This is a genomic window from Pseudonocardia charpentierae (genome assembly GCF_031845345.1).
Lineage (GTDB): Bacteria > Actinomycetota > Actinomycetes > Mycobacteriales > Pseudonocardiaceae > Pseudonocardia > Pseudonocardia charpentierae.
Window position 1 is genome coordinate 1 of sequence record NZ_JAVREJ010000052.1, and the last position, 15204, is coordinate 15204.

The 15204-nt window shown below is 70.1% G+C and carries 11 protein-coding genes; 3 read left to right on the top strand and 8 right to left on the bottom strand.

From position 1 onward, the window contains the following. Positions 1-274: 274 nt before the first annotated feature. From RM445_RS30940 to RM445_RS30950, 3 genes are read right to left on the bottom strand one after another with little or no spacing between them, the layout of a single operon-like run. Positions 275-718, bottom strand: a complete 444-nt coding sequence (locus tag RM445_RS30940) for a hypothetical protein (protein ID WP_311560417.1) — start codon at positions 716-718, stop codon at positions 275-277. Continuing rightward, positions 715-1929, bottom strand: a complete 1215-nt coding sequence (locus tag RM445_RS30945) for a trypsin-like serine peptidase (RefSeq protein ID WP_311560418.1) — start codon at positions 1927-1929, stop codon at positions 715-717. The genes RM445_RS30940 and RM445_RS30945 overlap by 4 nt, the downstream gene beginning before the upstream one ends. Then, complete coding sequence (locus RM445_RS30950; RefSeq protein WP_311560419.1) at positions 1926-3599, bottom strand: S8 family peptidase; 1674 nt, start codon at positions 3597-3599, stop codon at positions 1926-1928. Before RM445_RS30950 ends, RM445_RS30945 begins: the two co-directional genes overlap by 4 nt. A 1950-nt stretch (positions 3600-5549) precedes the next feature. On the opposite strand from RM445_RS30950, the gene RM445_RS30955 reads away from it, so the two are divergent. The 3 genes from RM445_RS30955 (at position 5550) to RM445_RS30965 (ending at position 7582) form a co-directional block, all read left to right on the top strand. Further along, a complete protein-coding gene (locus RM445_RS30955; RefSeq protein WP_311560420.1) occupies positions 5550-6890 on the top strand; it encodes a S8/S53 family peptidase in 1341 nt (446 codons plus the stop codon). A 28-nt stretch (positions 6891-6918) separates the two neighbouring features. Then, positions 6919-7197, top strand: coding sequence for a hypothetical protein (locus RM445_RS30960; RefSeq protein WP_311560421.1), 279 nt, complete (start codon positions 6919-6921; stop codon positions 7195-7197). Positions 7198-7303: 106 nt separating this feature from the next. Beyond that, the gene (locus RM445_RS30965) at positions 7304-7582 is read left to right on the top strand and encodes a transposase (RefSeq protein ID WP_311560422.1); all 279 of its coding nucleotides are present in this window, start codon (positions 7304-7306) and stop codon (positions 7580-7582) included. Positions 7583-7655: 73 nt separating this feature from the next. On the opposite strand, the gene RM445_RS30970 is transcribed toward RM445_RS30965, so the two are convergent. From RM445_RS30970 to RM445_RS30990, 5 genes are all read right to left on the bottom strand, one after another. Further along, positions 7656-8114, bottom strand: coding sequence for a pentapeptide repeat-containing protein (locus RM445_RS30970; RefSeq protein ID WP_311560423.1), 459 nt, complete (start codon positions 8112-8114; stop codon positions 7656-7658). A 528-nt stretch (positions 8115-8642) separates the two neighbouring features. After that, entirely contained in the window at positions 8643-8834 is a 192-nt protein-coding gene (locus tag RM445_RS30975; RefSeq protein ID WP_311560424.1) for a hypothetical protein, read from the bottom strand. Positions 8835-8850: 16 nt separating this feature from the next. Beyond that, positions 8851-11982: an AAA family ATPase gene (locus RM445_RS30980; RefSeq protein WP_311560425.1), complete on the bottom strand. Its 3132-nt coding sequence runs from the start codon at positions 11980-11982 to the stop codon at positions 8851-8853. After that, entirely contained in the window at positions 11979-13985 is a 2007-nt protein-coding gene (locus RM445_RS30985; RefSeq protein WP_311560426.1) for a trypsin-like serine peptidase, read from the bottom strand. The genes RM445_RS30980 and RM445_RS30985 overlap by 4 nt, the downstream gene beginning before the upstream one ends. Positions 13986-13995: 10 nt before the next feature. Beyond that, the gene (locus RM445_RS30990) at positions 13996-15003 is read right to left on the bottom strand and encodes a trypsin-like serine peptidase (protein WP_311560427.1); all 1008 of its coding nucleotides are present in this window, start codon (positions 15001-15003) and stop codon (positions 13996-13998) included. Between the last annotated feature and the right edge of the window lie 201 nt (positions 15004-15204).

The window sequence follows — 15204 nt, forward strand, 5'->3', positions numbered from 1 at the left end:
TGCGCGAACAACCCGTCCAACCCGGCCGACCACGCAGCAAGATCCTCCTCCACGAACACAAGATCGAGAGGATAGACCACTGTCGATCACGAACTGCGGCTGGAGTACTAGTACTGCAACGGCGGTTTCGGCGTGTCGTGGGATGCTGACCGCTGGCGGGCGGCGCCAGCTCGCGGGTGAGCCGGGCCATCACCTCGGCCGGAGCGAGGTCGGCGGGCGCCGTAGTGCATGGCGAGGATCCGGCCCGTCTCGGCGACGAGCCGACGCGGTGGAGCTACACCGCTTCCATGGTTCGACCCGCGATCGCAAGGCCCCCCGGCGAGTGGCGCGACGCCCAGCTCGTCCCGGCGACGAACGCCTCCCGGTCGACCACGAGCCGCTCACCCGCCATCCTGCGCTCCACGGTGGACCGAGCGTCGAGCATCGCCCGCGCCGCCCGCGCCACGGCCACCAGACCCTGCTGCGCCACGAGGATCTCGCAGAACTCGATGAGCTTGTCGGCGCGGGAGAGGTCGCCCAGCGCCTGCCCCCACAGCTGCGCGGGTGTCCAGAACATGTTCAACGCAGGCAGGTTCCCGTACGCCTGCCGCGCGAGGAGGTCGATCCGGTGGGGATCGGTGACGTCCCGTTCGAGGGCGGCGCGCAGTGCCGCCGCCTCCGGCCGGTCGACCGGGAACGGGATGCCGCCCCGGAACGGGTGGATCTGCAGGGCTGTCAAGGGCGGGAGTCCTGGACCGGCACACCTACATCGGTCAACTGCTGCCTGCACGCGGCGACGGCGTGCGCCATGTTGGTGTCCACCGAGGCACCCGCGAAGTGCAGACCGAAGCCGTAGGGCGCCCCGTCGAGCCAGTTCAACAGGGGCGAGCCGGAGTTGCCGCCGAGCGTGGTGGGGTCGTGGCCGACGATCCACCGGCGCGGGTCGGCATCGCCGAAGGACCCGACGGGCCGGTGCACGGTGCCCGGGGCGAGGCGTTTCACCCCGTAGCGGTTGCCGAACAGCGTGGTGGTCACCCAGGTCCAGTCGACGCCCTCGTGCACCCCGCCCGACCAGCGCGGCGGTCCCGGGTAGCCCACCACGCAGAACGAGCCGAGCTGCCCGGCCGGGCCGTCGGTGTCGGCCAGCACCGGCACGGCGTCGGGGATCGTGCCGCCGTCGACCGGTTCGAGCCGCAGCACCGCGGCATCGAGCCGCTGGTAGCCCGGCCCGTCGACGCCGGTGGTCACCACCTCGACGATCTTGCAGCGGTTCCGCCGGGTCGCCCCGGACTCGGCGACGAAGTCGACGAACGCGCCATCGAGCACCTCGAACCCGTGCGCGGTCGGCTTCACCTTCCAGGCGAGGCGGCGCCAGACGGCCTCGGCGACGTGCAGGTTGGTCAGCGCGAGACCGGCGTCCTTGTCGACCACCCAGCAGGTGCCGAAGTAGTTGCGCCCGCTCGGGTTGGCCGGCTCGACCCGGCCGACCGCGGCGATCACCGGCTTGAGGGCGTCGGCGGTCGAGCTGAGCGTCGACGACCAGTCGCCGGCCGTCGGGTGCGAAGCGTCGACCTCGTCGTTGCGGACGAGCAGGGACGGGCGCGTGCCGTCGGTCCGCACCACGGCCTCGAAGGCCATGGTCTCCGTCGGGCTCAGCGGGGCGTCCGGGTCGGCGTCGAGCTTGCGTGCCGCCCGCCGTGTCACCCGCAGCAACGCCTCGCGGGCTCGCTCGTACTGCCCCGGGTCGCCGGTCTCGTCGTCGGGCAGCGCGTCGGCCACCAACGCCGACCTCAGCCGCTCGGCGACGTCGCCGGCACCGGGTCCGCGGCTCAGCGCCTCGTCGGAGTCGACGGACTCGAGGTCGACACCCTCGCGGTCGCTGATCGTCCGCGCGGCCACGAGCGCGCGCAACCGCCGGTTGTACGCGTCGGGGACGATCTCGTCGGTCACGGCCCGGCCTCCCCCACCTCGGCGTCGAGGTCGTCGTCGAGTTGCAGGTGATCACGCAGGTGGTGGTTGCGGACGGCTCCGGCGAGGTCGCCGCTCACCTCGACCGCCACGGTCGTCTCCGTCGTCGCGCCTTCGTCGCCGCGTGTCAGCAGTTGCCGCTCGAGCAGCGCGGTGGCCAGCTCCGGCCCGAACCGGACCCAGTCCAGCTCGGGGTCGTCGGCGGCCTCGGGGCTCACGGTCTCGGCGACCAGGGAGGCCACGCTGAATCCGGGCTCCTCGAACGGGTCGGGCGGCAGGACCGTCTCGCGGTCGCGGCCCGCGTCGAGGTCGGCGGCGAGCAGCGACCGGGCGTCGGCGATCCCGGCGCCCATCTCGAAGCCGTTCCAGCCCGCGGGCCGGCGCGCCGTCGCCCGCAGCAGCCGCCGGAACATGTCCTGCAGCGTCTCCCCGCGCGCGCGGGCGGCGGCGATGAGATCGGCTCGGCCGTGGTGCGCGAGCCACAGCGCGGCCACGCCGGCGGTGAGGGCCACGGCGAAGCTCGTGCCCTGCCCCTGTCCGACCTCGGTCCCGTTGGAGGCCACGGCCTTCAGCACGTTCTGTGCGGGAGCGGCGATGTCCACCGCGGATCCCCGGCATGTGCCGCGCCACATCCCGTCGGCGTTGTTGGTGCCCGCGACGGCGATGCACTCCTCGTAGCGGGCGGGCCAGACCACCGTCCGCACGCAGTTGCCCGCCGCGGCGAGGACGATGACGTCCGCCGCGACCGCGCGACGCACCGCCCGTTCCAGGACGTCCGCCGGCACCCCGCCGAGGCTCATCGTGATCACGTGCGCCCCGTTGTCGACGGCGTGGCCGATCGCCTCGGCCACCGACACCTGGGTCACCTGAATGACGCTGGTGACCGCCCGGATCGGCATGTGACTCGCCGCCGGCGCGGAACCCGCCACCGTGCGGGCCTCCGGCGACACGACGACGCTCGCGGTGCCCGTGCCGTGGCCGGGGTTGCGCCCGTCGAGCGGGTCCGTCGGGTCCGGGTCACGGTCGAGCACGTCCCAGCCGCCGAACCGCACCACGCCGTCGAGCTCGGTGTGCGCGACGACGCCGGTGTCCGGCTGCGCGATCACGATCCCCGCGCCACGCGCAGGCCGCCCCTCCGCGATGGAGAACTCCCAGGCGGCCGGGACGTTCAACCGGTCGAGCGCCCAGCGCGGCGGCAGGTTTTCTGCGTCCACCCAGCACCCCGGCGGGAACCGGATCTCCTCCGGCACCGCCTCCCCGGGCTGCGGTACCTCCTCCTCGGGGAAGAACGGCGTCGGCAGGTCGGGTTCGGCCGTGCGCAGCCCGAAGTCCTCGGCCAGCGCGTACCCGGCGGCGTACGCCCGCGCCGGCTCGGTGTGGTGGAGCGTTCGCGTGGGCAACTCCAGCACGAGCACACCGTGATCGGCCGGCGAAATCGGCGCGATCTGCGGGTCGAACTCGGCCAGCTCGGTCTGCACCGCGGCGGCCACCTCGCGTGCGGATTGCTCCGGCCGCAGGACGAGCGCGAAGCGCGCGGGCGGCTCCGCATCGTTCGGAGCACGCGTGGGAAGGGCGGACAGGGCGAGGGTCGAGGACGGCGCCATCGCCACCTCCAATTTGCTGGTCGCGGCGGTGCTCCCGGTGAGGAGCACGACCGGCACCATTCTCGTCGCTCCCGGTATGGGAAGGCGATACGCACAACTACGTACGCCTGCGCACGGCGAAGTAGTAACTCACGGTCGGCCGCGGCGCGCCGCCAACCCGCCACCATGTTGAGCCGAGCCGGGAAGCCGTGCCGCGCTAGCACGGCACGGCTCGGTGCCAGGGCGTCGATCGACAGCCCGAGCGTCGGAAGGAACGACAGAAGATCGACCAAGCCGGCGCGCTCCGAGTCCCGCGCCGAGGCGCTCGACGCGCTGGCCGCCGCCGTACTCGCCGCCGGTCTCGATGTGGCGCTGCGACCACGCGGCGTCGGCATCGACGTCATCTCTGGCGGGCTACACCTGACCATCGACGGTGCCGCCGGCCGTCGGGCTCGGGTGCCGCGCGGTCGTGCTCGCGCTACCGCCAGCCTGCGCCGGGCCGGGCAACATCCGGTGGGGTCCGGTCTTCCCGGCTGCTCGGGCTGCGGCCGCGGTGACGCTGTCGTCAGGCGCGGCAGCAGTCACGGTGGCCTCCACGGACCGCGCAGAGGATCGATCTCGAGCGGTTCGCCGGTCGGGCCCACAATGTGCTCCTCGGCGGCCACCCTCACCGTCCGCAGACCGGACTTCCGGGCCCGTGCGGTGGTCTTGGTCGAGTGGCCCGTGCAGCCCGTGTCTCGGCCGACGCCGCACGGCTGCCGGACCGGGCGGTCCCAGATGCCGAAGGGCGGTCCGGTGAGCAGCACCTGGATGTTCACGGTCGGCCGGAGCGTTCAGGGCCAGCGTTTTCAGGCGTCGTCGACGAACTTCTTACCTCTCGACAAGCGAGACGGTGAACTTCACACTATCTTCGAGTTCGCAGTCCGGAGGTCTAATTGTCGACACGGCTGCGTCCCGCCCGGCCCGCGTACGCAGAACTACGTATGGGAAATGCCACGGGTCGACTGCACGCTGTTGAGGTCGGTCAATAACGCCCGGAGTTCGAACTCCACATCGAGCCGCCGTCGCCTGACCGGTGCGCCGGCACTTCGACCGACTGCGCAGATCGGGGCCCGAAAAGCGACTCCGTAGTTGCGCCATCATTCACACCTTCAGCAGCAGAGGACGATCCATGACTCAGCCTGAGTACGCTTCCTTCGACGACGAGGCGGTTTCGAAGACCCTGGAGGCTGCACGGCAGCCGTACGAAGGGACAGACCTGAGGACTGTCACGGAGATCTCTCCGGCAAGCAGCGCCGGTTTGGAACTCCGTGCCCAGTGCATCACCGTCACGTCCGGCAACCACAGAGTGTGCGTGAACCTGCCCCTGGGACTGGGAAGGGCATGTCTTCCGCTTCCCTTCGATCTTCCGGACGGCACAGCCGTTCGGGCCTGCCTCAGCATCCGCACCGGACCGTTCGGGATTCCGACGGGGGTGTGCGTGACCCTCTCCGTAGGCGGAGAGCAAATCGTGCGCAAGTGTTTCCCCTGATCCTCTGAGGGCCGCTGCCCTGCGGCCTCGGGAGCACATGATCGATACCACAGAGTCCGGCTCGGTCGCCCTTGCAAACATCCGCCGGCACTGTGTTGCTCGATGCTACGGAGATGAGCGGGACGGCAGCGGGCACCGCGACGGCCCGCTCATCTCCGGCGTGAACGTCGAACAGGCCTGGCAGCCCGGACTCTAGGACTTGGACCGCGCACCGTGCGTCCATAGGGCGACCAGCGGGCAGGTTCTGGTCAACAACGTCGCAACGACGGCCGGCCTGGCGAGGGGGACGTGCTGCGTTCATCCGGTACGACTTCGCCAAGGCCCAATCGTGACTCGACGTCGAGTGCGGCGTGAAACGCTCCATTACCCGCAGTCAGCACATCTCGCACATCTAGCCCGACACGGCTCGGGAAGACGACTGTCGTCTGCCGGGTCGGGCCAGGTCTCTCGTCCGTCACGCAATCCGACCCCTGAAAGGTTTTCAACCAATGCGTGTACCCGTCCTCGCGATCCTGCCTTCGCAGGAACCGCTCCAGGAATCTGCTATCACCGCCCTGAATCCAGACCGGCCGCCGAGTTCGCTCGCGAACGCCGAAGTGCCCTCCGGCCTGGACCTGGACATGTCATTCGCCGCCGTCCCGATCGGTTCCGGCACGGGCCAAGAAGCCTCACTAGAATCGTTGGAACCCAATCGGTCCGAGCGTTTCGCCGTTCGGGCGTTCGTCGAGGTGAACGATCCAGCAGAAATTCCGGAAGAAGTCGACGGGCGACCGCTGTTCGGCGACCCGGCCATCGCACCCTTCCTGACGTGTGGTGGGACATCACCGGTGGGAACGGCCACCGACGTGGCCCGGAAACTGAACACGGCAGCACTGGACGGTCGAGGCCTGGACGGAAGCGGTGTGGCGGTCGCGATCGTCGACACCGGGATCAACCTCAACCATCTGAGAACTCAGATTGGCCAGATGCCGTTGCTGGATGCCGGAAACTCCTGGCGGCCGCCGGGCAGTCCTGCGCCGGGTGCCAATCCAGTGGATCACGGCACCATGTGCGCCTACGACGTGTTGATCACGGCGCCCCGGGCGACGCTCCTGGACGTCCCGGTGCTGCGTGCCACCGCTCCGGGGGGTGCCGTCACCGGCGGATTCCTCAGCGTTGCACTGCAGGCCTTCGCTCATCTGCTCGGCTTCTGGGCGGTTGCGTTCGCACCGGGCGGCGGCCCGCGCTACAAGGCTCTGGTGATCAACAACAGCTGGGGGATCTTCCACCCGAGTTGGGACTTCCCTCCTGGCCATCCCGGTCGCTACATCGACAATCCGACCCACCCCTTCACGGCGCTGACCTCCGTTCTGGCCCGCTCGGGTGCTGACATCCTCTTCGCCGCCGGCAACTGCGGCACCCAGTGCGCCGACGGGCGGTGCCAGGGCCGGACGACGGGGACGATCTGTGGCGCGAACGCGAGCCCCGATGTACTGACCCTGGCCGGGTGCGACACGAACGACGTTCGCGTCGGCTATTCCTCTCGCGGCCCGTCCATCGCCGGCATGTTCCAGAACAAGCCCGACATCACCGCGTACACTCATTTCCTTGGCTCGAAAGCATTCGGCCCCACCGAGCCAGACAGCGGGACATCCGCGGCCTGCCCCGTTGCGGCGGGATGTGTTGCAGCCATCCGCACCAAGGTCTCGCCGACAGCGGTGCCGCCCGCCGGCCTCTTCGCGCAACTGCAAGCCACCGCACGACCTGCAGCCGGGCAGGCCGGCTGGAACCGCGACTACGGTCACGGTATCATCGACACCGACAGCGCAGCCCAGAGTTTGGGCGTGTGACCTCGTCCGCTACACCGAGATGTGAACCATGGCTGACAACGAGAACGTTCTCCTCACAGTGCATGGTGGTACCACGCCCCCGACGCTGGCCGAGGCTGCAGCCCAGCTCTCCGTCGCGGAGCGGGATCTGGATTCAGATTTTGGCGTGCGACCGATCAACCCGGATCGCGGGCTCTACGCGGTCAAAATTCCGGCCGATCGACTGCCCGAACAGGAGCGGCCCACCACCTATAAAGGCCCGTTCTCCAATCCTCGGATAGAGGCGTTCGGCCCGATTCGGGGAGACGACGAGGAGGCTCCCGAATAGACCGGTCTCTCAGTACTCGGGTCCTAACTTGATCTTTAACCTCTCGGTGCTGCAGACGCGCCGCTCGGCAACCCCTGACTGATTATGGGTGCAGCCAAGGGCTGCGGTGGAGAGTCTGCATGATCAAGCCTGTGCATCGGCGCTCGGGGAGCTGTCCCGGTTCCGGCGGGAGTTCTACACGTCGTTGACCACGCGGGCGGATGCGCTGTTCGAGCTGACCGACGCGGTGCTGTGCGCTGACGGGCCGGTGCGGTCGCTGGTCGATCTGACCCTGGTCGCGGAGCACCGACGTGGACACGGCGCGATGTATCACGCGCTGTGCGAGGGCCGGGTGGAACCGCAACGGTTGCGCCGATCGCTGGCGTCGCTCAGATTCCACTGGTGAGCCGGCCAACGATGCCGGTCTCGACATCTCGGCGCCTCACTCCTTCTCCTCGCCCCCGGCCCTGCAGGTGATGTCAGTTTCTATCTCCGGCCTCGACGATCAGCCACTGCGCGTCCTCGGTGTTTGTCACAGTGGTCCATCCGACGGGCCACTGCTGAATCCCCGACGCAGCAGCTGCCTCCGCTGCCCTCACTCCGGACAGCTCGGGCCGCCGGTCGAACGATGTCTCGCTGAAGTTGACACGACCGCTGAATTCGGCCGCCCCCAACCAGCTGTTGCGCCCGAAAGCGGCCCGTCGCTCGAATGTGGCCCGGCGGAAGTCGGCGATAGTCGAAAAGCGGGCGCCCCCGAACCAGGCATCGTTCCCGAACTTCGCCGCCTCGAACCAGGCGGCACCGAAGAACTCCGCTCCGTCGAACTGCGCCTGGCGGACGAACTCGGCGTGCAGGAAACGTGCGACGCCGAAGAACCGGCAGGCTCGGAACATGGCGTCCCTCGCCGTGCAATGACGGAAGTCGAAGTCGAACAGCACCGCCCGCTCAAGTCGATGTCCATGTGTGGCCAGAAGGACTCTTCGCCCTGTTGCGCTCTGCTACCTCCTTGGGGCTGTCTAGGCCGTCGTATATGCGACGCAAGGATGGTCTGTGCGGCGACACGGACCTGCCATTCGGCCAGGATCGATTCCCCTTCCCCTCTGCCAGGTCCGGTCTGGGCGGAGGCGCGGCGCTGTATCTCTGCGATGGTCCCCCAGGTGTCGATCACTCCAGGCATGGTCCCCCAACCCGGCTTCGGCTCGGGTTGTGCGGGACCGCCCCAATCTCGTGGCCACAAGTCGAGCTCGGCCCGCTGCTCAGGGGTGCTGGTGGCAATCCGCTCGGCGATGTGTTCGTCGACGCCGAGGCCGACGGACTCCAGCACACCGTCGGCGGGCGGCGGCCCAGCGGCCACATCTCGACGAGCCGCCGGTCGAGTTCGGTGTCGGAGATGAGCTCCTCACCGGTGGCGGTGGGCGCCGACCCCGCGTCCCCGGGCACGCTCTCCAGGCCGTCGGCGTGCGCGATCATGGTGACGAGGAGCTGGCCTCCTTCGAGCCCGGTGCCGCCCAGGCGCTGAGCCGGTCCAACGGGAGCGACAGCACGCCGGTGAGCAGGGCGGGAAGCGGCGACTGGCGCTTGATGAAGCCGTCGGTCGGCAGGTCCTCGGCGTTGAAGATGTGGCTGTGGCAGTGGCAGTCCACGATCACCCGCGACATGGTTCCATCCTTCTGGTCAGAGCGTGGGATAGATGCCGTGCCGGTTCAACCAGTCGGTGCCGACGAGGTCCGTGATCTCGTCGTGGAAGGACGCCGTTTCCGGGTCGGCCAGCACCTGCTTCACGAGGTTGCCCAGCTTGCCGACCCGATCGGCTTCGGTGAGCACGCTACGGACGAGCCGGACCGGGCTCTGCTTCACCTCGAAGGAGCCAGCGTCCAGCCCGGCCTGCGCGGCGAGCCGTAGGACGTTGCGCGATTGCGGGTATGCGCCCGCGAGGGTGCGCAAGAAGCGCTGAGTCGCGGGATTGTCCGCATCCAGAGGGCCATCCAGGAGCGCAGACGGCCCGCCGCGTAGGTCGCTCCGTTCCTGCGGGTCGATACGCCACCAAAGGTAGATCTGGCGCAGCGCCTCCAGCACAGGCTGCGGTGGCGGCCGGAGACTGAAGGCCTGGCCGAGAACCGACGCGACCTCGGCAGCAGGCCCGCCGATCACCTGCATCCATTCGGTGGGGGTCGAGCTCTCCAGTCCGACGCTCTGGGCGATCCGGCCCTGAAGGTCCCCGCCGGCGTCCCACGCGGCCAACGCGCTGGCGAGCCCGACCAGGTGCGTCGAGTAGGTGACGGTGCCGAGGCCGACCACCTGGACCGCGTCAAGCACCATGAAAGGCTCCTCGCGGCCGAGCGTGGCCGCGAGCAGCCGGATGAGCCCGGTCCGCGACCGCACCGCCGCCGGGTCGACTTTCTGGAGCAAGGCCCGTGCGTCGAGGTCGAGTAGCCAACGGTCGTGATCGAGGCTTGCGCGCTCCAGCGTGGCCAGCCGGTTGAGCTGCAGCTCCAGGCGGAGGAGCGGATGGCCCGCGAGCCAGGTCTCCTCGTCCGCGGCGCTCAACACCGCGGCGGCCTCCGCACCGCCGACCGACCGTTCCAGGAGCAGTGCACGCCGGACGGCGGCCGCGGCATACCGCTCAGGCTCTCGGGCCGCGGCCGCCGCCGCGACGTCCCGACCCGCCGCGTCGGCGGCGGCCACCCGGTTCCCGCGCGCCTCCTCGACCTGTGCAACGAGGACGTGCAGCGTCGTCGTCGGTCCGAATGGGCCGAACCCGGCCAGGAGCCGGTCCGCCCCATCGACGTCGCCGCGATCGAGCGCTCGTCTCGCCTGCGCCGCCACCTCGCGTTCCGCGGCCTGACGGCGGAGGTCCTCGTCGAGCGAGCCGTGGTCCGCGACGGTCCGGTTGACCAGCTGCCTGCTCTCGGGCGGGAGTGTGTTGACCGAGGGCTGCGCCGCGCGCACCGCGGCCACGTCCAGCTCGCCGGGCGCGACCGCGTCGCCGAGCGCCAGGCGGTGGTAGGCGATCTCGGCCTCGGCGCTGGGCACGGTCGGCCTACGTCCGTAGTAGTGGACCGCGCGCCGATGCACCGCCGTGATCAGGTCGGGATCGATGTAGCGAAGGGCGAGCAGAGCGGGCCCGCGCAGCTCTTCGCGCAGCTTCAGAACGTTTGACTCCCGATCCGCGAGCGCCGTCTCCGCACCCAGCCCGGCCATCATCGCGGCGGCGTCCAAGTCGCCGCGGCCGAGCACCGGGAAGATCACCTCACGCAGGAGGTCGGGCGTGACCCGACGTAGGGCGAGCGTCGCCCTTGCCACCGCCTGGACGGCCGCGGTGTCCTGCGGCCGCACGCCTTCGAGATGTCCGAGAATTCGGTGGTAGAGGAAGCCGTTGACGAACTCCGTCGCGACCCTTCCCAGCGCCCGGGCCTGTGCGGCGGCATCGTCCACGGCGGGCAGGCCGTCGAGGGCGAGCACACGTGCGGCCAGCTTGAGCGTCAGGGGGCTGCCGCCCACGCTCTCCACTACCTTCTCCGCCAGCGATTCTGCGATCGGCTCCCACGGCCGGCCGGGCAGGCGGGAGAGCTCCAACGCGAACAGGTGTCGCAGGAGTCTCACGGCCGCGTCACCATGGAACGCCTCGACGTGCAGGTGCTGGTCGTCGGGCGTAGGGGCGACGAAGGTCAGCGCAGGCGCCCGGCCGCTGACGACGAGGCGGAACTCGGAAATCTCCGCGGACAGTGCGGAGAACATGCGGTAGACCTGCTCGCCGATCCGCCCCTCCCCGCGGCGTTCCTCCTCGCGTTGCAGCTCCTCGTAGGTGTCGACGATCACCACGAGCCGTCCTTCGCAGACCGTATGGAGGGCCGTGGCCAGCGGGGGGATCACGCCGCGCCAGCTCTCGGTGTACTCCGACTCCAGCCCGCCACCGCCCGCCGCCTCCGCCCCCTCGGCGCCAGTGAGGTCGAGATAGCGCTTCGCAGCCGGGAACTGCGCGCTGACCTGCCGGGCGACGTCCACGACGAGGGCCAGCGGATCGAACGACGACAGGGTAGGCCGGTCGAGGTCGAGGTAGGCCCAGGCGCTGGGATCGGCGCGCGCCGTGAGGTCGAGGACGAACTGGGCCACGAGCGTCGACTTGCCGACCCCGCCGATGCCGTAGACGAGCAGTGCGGGCCGATCGGCGAGCGCGGATCCGCCCGGGTCGTCGATGTGCTTGCGCAGGCGTTCCCGCTCCGCCTCCCGTCCGACACACCCGTCCGCGGTGCTCTCCTGAACGGGGCGCAGCGTTTCGATGAGCGCCAGGCGTCCCTCGGCCCGTTCGTGGTCGAAACCCGGTGGCGCGAGGTCGGGTACCCCGCCGAGTGAGCCCGCCACGGCGCACCAGCGCCCGACGTGCAGCACCGCGATCAGCTCATCCTCGTCGAGTATGTCCGGGTTCACCGCACGGCCGTATACGGCCTCGTCCAGCATGCGTTGCAGCGCGCTGTGCAGCGGTTCCGTCTCCGTCCGCCGCCGGACCAGCTCGGCCCGGCCGCCCCGGCGCAGGAGCCGTACCAGCACGTCGATCCGGATGCGCTCCTTGAGCATCCACTCCGGACGCTCGTCACGGTCCGCGAGCTGGTCGCTGAGCAGCTCGACCGCGGGTCGGACGTCGGCCGGGACGGCCTCGAGCGGATCGAACGTGGCCACCACCGCGAGGCGCTCGACGGCGGGTGACTCGCGGACGTCGGCGACCCGTCGGCCCAGCTCGGCCAGCTCCACGGTCGACGGCTCGGCCGGTGGACCTGCGGGTGCGGAACGCTCCGGTGCGTGGCTCATGTCCCCGCCCCCAGCCCCACCGACGCGCAGATGTTCCTGACGGCATCGGGCAGCGCCAGCGAAAGCTCGATCGGCTGCTGAGCGGTCGTCATCGTCGGGAACCACTTGGCGAGGAACGCCGTCCGGCAACGCGGTGGGAGCGCGACGCCCCGCTCCGCGGCCTTCGCGTCGAGCCAGCGCCCGACCTCGTCGCGGGAGAGGCCGTCCGGGCGGTCGACCACCGCCCACCGCAACGACTCGTGTCCCAGCCGGTCGGCTTCCTGCCCGGCGAGCACGAGCCGCAGAGTCGTCTGCGGGTCGTCGGCCAGCTCGACCAGCGCATAGAGGATCTCGTCGACGCCGTGCCGCTCGATCTCGGTGATCTGGTCGATGCTGTCGACGAACACCCACCATTGGCGCTTGCTGGCGAGCAGACGTTGGTAGCACCACTCTCGGAAGTGGACGACCTGGCGAGCGACCTGCCCGATCGGCGCCGTGGCCCCGTCTGCGGACGCCAGGCGCGCCATGATGGGGTCGACCAGCGCGGCCCGACGTTTCGACGGTGCCATGGTCCTGCTCTTGCGCAGGTCGATCTCGATGATCTCGACGCCCGCGGGGGCCGATGTCTGCAATTCAGGAACACGGTGGGCCTCGGCCGCCATGTGCTTCAGCAGCCAGCACGACCACGAGACGCCGCTGTCGGTGTTTCCGACGATCACCATTGACCGGGCGGCCTGAGCGTCGGTCATCGCCGTCCAGACCTTGTCCCGCAACGATTCCCGGTTCACCAGGGGTCTCGGACCGACCTGGAGCGTGCGGTGCGGCAGCGGCGCGGCGGTCACGGCCGGGACCGCCGCGAGCGGCAGGGTCGGGGCGGTGAGGAGGTCATCGACTGCCTTCGCGATGCGCCAGATCGGCACGGCCTGGTTGCGTTGCGAGTTGCCGTAGTGGTGCATCCCGATCAGGCGACCGAGCTGGTCGACGATCGGCCCGCCAGAGGACCCGGGCTCGGTATTCGTCCGGTACCGCATGCGGGTCTTCGTCCCCGCCGGGTTGAACGCGATGGCGTCGACGAGTACCGACCAACTCATGAGCGCCGCCCGCGGGAAGTGGAAAACGCTCACCCAGCTCACCCGGGTCAGGTCAGGCTCGCCGCCGTCCAGCAGGTAATACCCCCGGGTGCCGGTGTCGGGAGTCGGCTCGTCCCCGACACGGCGTTCGAGCCGCAGTAGCGCGTAGTCCAGCCGGTCATCGGCCGCGTCCCAGTCCGGTTGGACCGGCGGCAGCTCGTGCGGGCTCGGCGGGCTCGATCGGAGCACTTCCAGCACCTTGACCGCCACGCCGGTCTGCGCCCTGGTCGTTCCCCGGGGGTGGTAGTCGAACACGACGTCGACGCCTCCGAGGTCAGACTGTCCGGGCTCCCCTCGGCTGTGCAGGACGTGCGCCGCGGTCATCAGGCAGTCCGGCGCGACCAGGAAGCCGGTGCCGACGACCGCGCGACCCCGCCGGATCGCGGCTACCCGGCGGCGGGCATCCAGCAGCACCCGGATCGGCTCGTCGATCCCCTGCGTCGCCACGAGCGGCACGTTGATCGTCTGCAGCCCGCCTTCGGAACCAGGGAGGATGACGTCCGCGACTTCGGCGATGTCGAGGGTCTCGAGCAGCGCGTCCCGGGCCTCGGTGGACTCGGGCAGCCCGTGCCGCGCCACCCAGTGCGCGTTGGCGAGCCCTAGGCGGGCGCCGAGCAACCCCTTCATCGGGGTCACGAAGCGGGACCGCTGCGGGTCGGTGAGCAACTCCGCCGCGAGGGGCAGCAGTAGACGGTCCCGCGCGGCATCGGCGAGCAGGGTCGCCCAGAGGAGGGAGAGGCCGAGGCCGTCCGCTGTCGCCGGCCAGGCGAGGCCCACCGCTGCGGCGACGACCTTCGCCGAGGCCCGGTCGGGGTAGGCGTGCTCGAACAGCTGCACGGCGCTTAGGCCGTCCCCAGTGGTCCAGTCGATCGGACCCTCGTCCCAGATGGTCATGATCAGCCGCTCAGCTATGCGCGGCGACCAGCGCAGCAAGGACGGGCGCTTGCACCGCCAGGTTCCGGTCCCCCTCGAAGCCCCCGAAGTGCAGGCCGACGGCCTTCCCGCCGACCAGGTCCATCACAACGGACCCGGAGTTGCCACCGAGCGTCGTCGCGTTGTGGGTGAACTGGCCATCCGGTGACACCGAAGCCACCGTGCCGGGCGCGACCCGCTTAACGTTGTAGACCCCGTCGAAGATCCGCTGCTGGTCGCTCGCGTCGTTGTACGCGGACTGCGCCGGATAGCCGACGACGGCGACCCACGATCCGAGGCTGGCGTTGACCTCGGCCTGAGTCATCAAGGGGACGGGCGGGGGCGCGGGACGGCCGTCCTCGTCGGCGTCGGCGATCTGCAGGAGGGCGACGTCCGCCTCGTCGTCCGGATTGATCCACAGCACCTTACGCACCGCGACGACGGACTCCTCGGGGCTGCGATACTCCCGCCTCCAGTCGAGGCTGGCCTTCACACGCCGGTCGTCGCCTGTAAGGCGGAAGGGAAAGCTTCCTGCGTCGGACGCGGCGAACAGCTCCGCAACGTGGCGGTTGGTGACGGCCACACCGGGCGCGACGACCCAGCCGGTGCCGACCCAGTCGAACCGGTGGTTGCGCAGGTCGACCCGGCCGACGCTGGGGACCGCGGCCTTCAGCGCCGCCTGACCCGCCGCCATCCGGGCGGTGATCACCGCGGATTCCCCCTCGGCGAAGGTGTCCGAGTCGGCGGGTGGTGTGACGTCCGAGCCCCGCACGAAGAACACCGGGCGGGTGAACCGCAGGACGATGGCCTCCAGCCCGCTGTCCTCGCCGGGCGGGTAGACGCCCTCATTCATCCGTACGAGGCCCTCGGCGAGCCTCCCGCCGTCGCCCATCCCCTCGAGGGCCTCCAGCCCATCGACCGCTGGACGCACGAGTTCGCTCCGCCGCTGGAGCATCTCCTCCAGGAGCTCTCCGTCGGCGACGAGATGCTGGAAGTCCACTGTTCCCCCTAAAGGTCGCGCACAACGAAGAGCAACGAGAGGAGCTGCTGATACGTACTCCTAGCCGATCGCGTGGTCGCGTCCCGCTGCGTGGTGTAACTCGCTCCGCGGGAGGCTCTGCGGTTCAGATCATGCCGTCATGAGTTCGGCGGTGGCCACCCCTTCCGGTGGTGTCGGGGTGGCGAGCAGGGCCATGGTGGC